The 2,019-nt window shown below is 42.9% G+C and carries 4 protein-coding genes; 3 read left to right on the top strand and 1 reads right to left on the bottom strand.

The genetic code is table 11. The features are described 5' to 3' along the window. The 3 genes from B3182_RS15115 to B3182_RS15105 form a co-directional block, all read left to right on the top strand. Positions 1–403, top strand: a 403-nt coding sequence (locus B3182_RS15115; protein WP_292753387.1) for an EAL domain-containing protein, incomplete at its 5' end; no start/stop codon positions are given. Further along, positions 363–1,193: a DUF3034 family protein gene (locus B3182_RS15110; protein ID WP_292354163.1), complete on the top strand. Its 831-nt coding sequence runs from the start codon at positions 363–365 to the stop codon at positions 1,191–1,193. The genes B3182_RS15115 and B3182_RS15110, both read left to right, overlap by 41 nt. Continuing rightward, positions 1,193–1,621 (top strand): group I truncated hemoglobin, encoded by a 429-nt coding sequence (locus B3182_RS15105; protein WP_292354161.1) that lies wholly within the window; start codon positions 1,193–1,195, stop codon positions 1,619–1,621. Before B3182_RS15110 ends, B3182_RS15105 begins: the two co-directional genes overlap by 1 nt. On the opposite strand, the gene B3182_RS15100 is transcribed toward B3182_RS15105, so the two are convergent. Beyond that, positions 1,616–2,019: GGDEF domain-containing protein (locus B3182_RS15100; protein ID WP_292753384.1), on the bottom strand; the 404-nt coding region annotated here is incomplete at its 5' end. The two genes, B3182_RS15105 and B3182_RS15100, sit on opposite strands and share 6 nt — an antisense overlap.

Here is a 2,019-nt window from a genome sequence, read left to right as displayed (position 1 = left end):
GTATGACGAAGCACTGGGTATTGAGGTACTGAAAACCTTAAAAAATGCCGGGTATATGATTGCTGTAGATGATTACGGAATAGGACAGTCATCTTTATCAAAATTAAAAATACTCCCCGTCGATGAACTCAAGCTGGATATGAGTTTTATTCGCAATCTGGATAGTTCTCTAACGGATCAGAAAATTGTCCGTTCAACCATCTTTCTGGCTCATTCACTCGGTTTAAAGGTGGTGGCAGAAGGAGTCGAAAATGCCGCGACCTATTCTCTTTTGCAAGAAATGGGTTGTGATAGCGTTCAAGGCTATTTAATAAGTAAACCACGAGATGCTGAAGATCTCGTTGCTTGGTTAGGTGAAAATAATGCGACTTATTCTTTTTCTGCTGACAGTATTACTCACTAGTCAGCTATACGCTGCTGATGGCAAGTTGATCGCCACACCGGGCATTTCCCAAATTGAAGGCACCGGTGGTGGCGGTTTTGTTCCCTGGGCTCAATTAGCCGGTTATGGTAGTCGTGATGAAATAGCAGCCAATGTATTTTGTAGCGGTGCAAACGTAGATGATTATGATTTACGTGTATGCGGTGCACAGGCTACTTTCTATGACCGAATTGAATTCTCAGTCGCCAAGCAAAAATTTCATGTCGATACATTAGATCTAGATATCAAGCAAAGAGTACTGGGTGTCAAAGCAAGACTTTATGGAGATATTGTCTATAGTCGATTTCCACAAATAAGCCTGGGAATTCAGCATAAAAAACTTGACGATCCCACTGTTGCCTTTCTATTGGGAGCAGATGATGATTCTGGAACCGATATTTATCTGTCTGCCAGTAAACTACATCTTGGGGCTATTGCTGGATATAACTGGTTATGGAATGTAACGGCCCGCTCGACAGAAGCCAATCAAACTGGATTATTAGGTTTTGGTAACGCAGCACATGGAAATCAGCGCGAAACTGTTCTTGAAGCATCAACAGCCATTCTATTTGGCCGCCATTTAGCCCTTGGCATTGAATATCGCCAAAAACCCGATAACCTTGATTTAAAAGAAGATGACTGGTCCAACATATTTGTGGCCTGGTTTCCAAATAAAGTTATCAGTGTGACGGCAGCCTGGCTGGATTTGGGTGGCATTGCCGGAGCCAAAAGCCAGAAAGGGGCTTATTTTTCTGTTACAGGTTACTTTTGATGTTCACAAAATTTCGATATAGCTTTTTTATGGCTTGCTACTTGGCATTAACTGCTTGTGCCAGCACATCAGAACCCACTTTGTATAACAAACTGGGAGGTGAGCAAGGTGTGAATAATATTGTCGAAAACCTCATCCGGGAAATTGGACAGGATGAGCAAATTTTCCATTATTTTGCCGAAGCCCGTGTCAGTCGATTTCGGGAAAATCTTATTGAACACTTTTGTGCAATCTCAGACGGTCCATGCCAATATACCGGTGACAATATGGTGGACATCCATACTGGAATGAATATCAATGAAAGTGATTTTAATCACTTGGTGGATTTATTGATTAATGCTATGGAGGCTGAGGGAATCCCTCACCGCATTCAAAATCAGCTGCTTGCCCGATTGGCACCATTGCGTGAAAACATTATCTATCTATAATTCAATTTTATCGTCAATATCCGCTTCTACAACCGGGAAAGTGGGAACATGGGTAAAAATCACCTGATTACGTCCATGCTCTTTTGCTCTGTATAACGCCGTATCGGCTGCATGTAGAATCACATCCATCGGCGGCACAGGCTCTTCAGGCCATAGCAGACAAACACCGCAACTCATGGTTACCGGAATTAACTGGGAACCACTTGGAATGGGGGTATCCGCTATAACAGATCTTAATCTTTCAAAAGATGCTGTTGCCTCTTCCGGTTTTAATTGCAAAGCGACCAAAAACTCTTCCCCTCCAAAGCGTCCCAATACATCATAGCTTCGCAAAGTGGATTTCAGGCGACTGGCAAAGCGGCGTAATACCTCGTCACCTGATGCATGACCATAGGTAT

Origin of the sequence: Methylophaga sp. UBA4204 (assembly GCF_002379485.1) — a bacterium.
In the GTDB taxonomy this organism is placed as follows: Bacteria; Pseudomonadota; Gammaproteobacteria; order Nitrosococcales; family Methylophagaceae; genus Methylophaga.
This window is presented reverse-complemented; position numbering and strand designations above follow the sequence as displayed.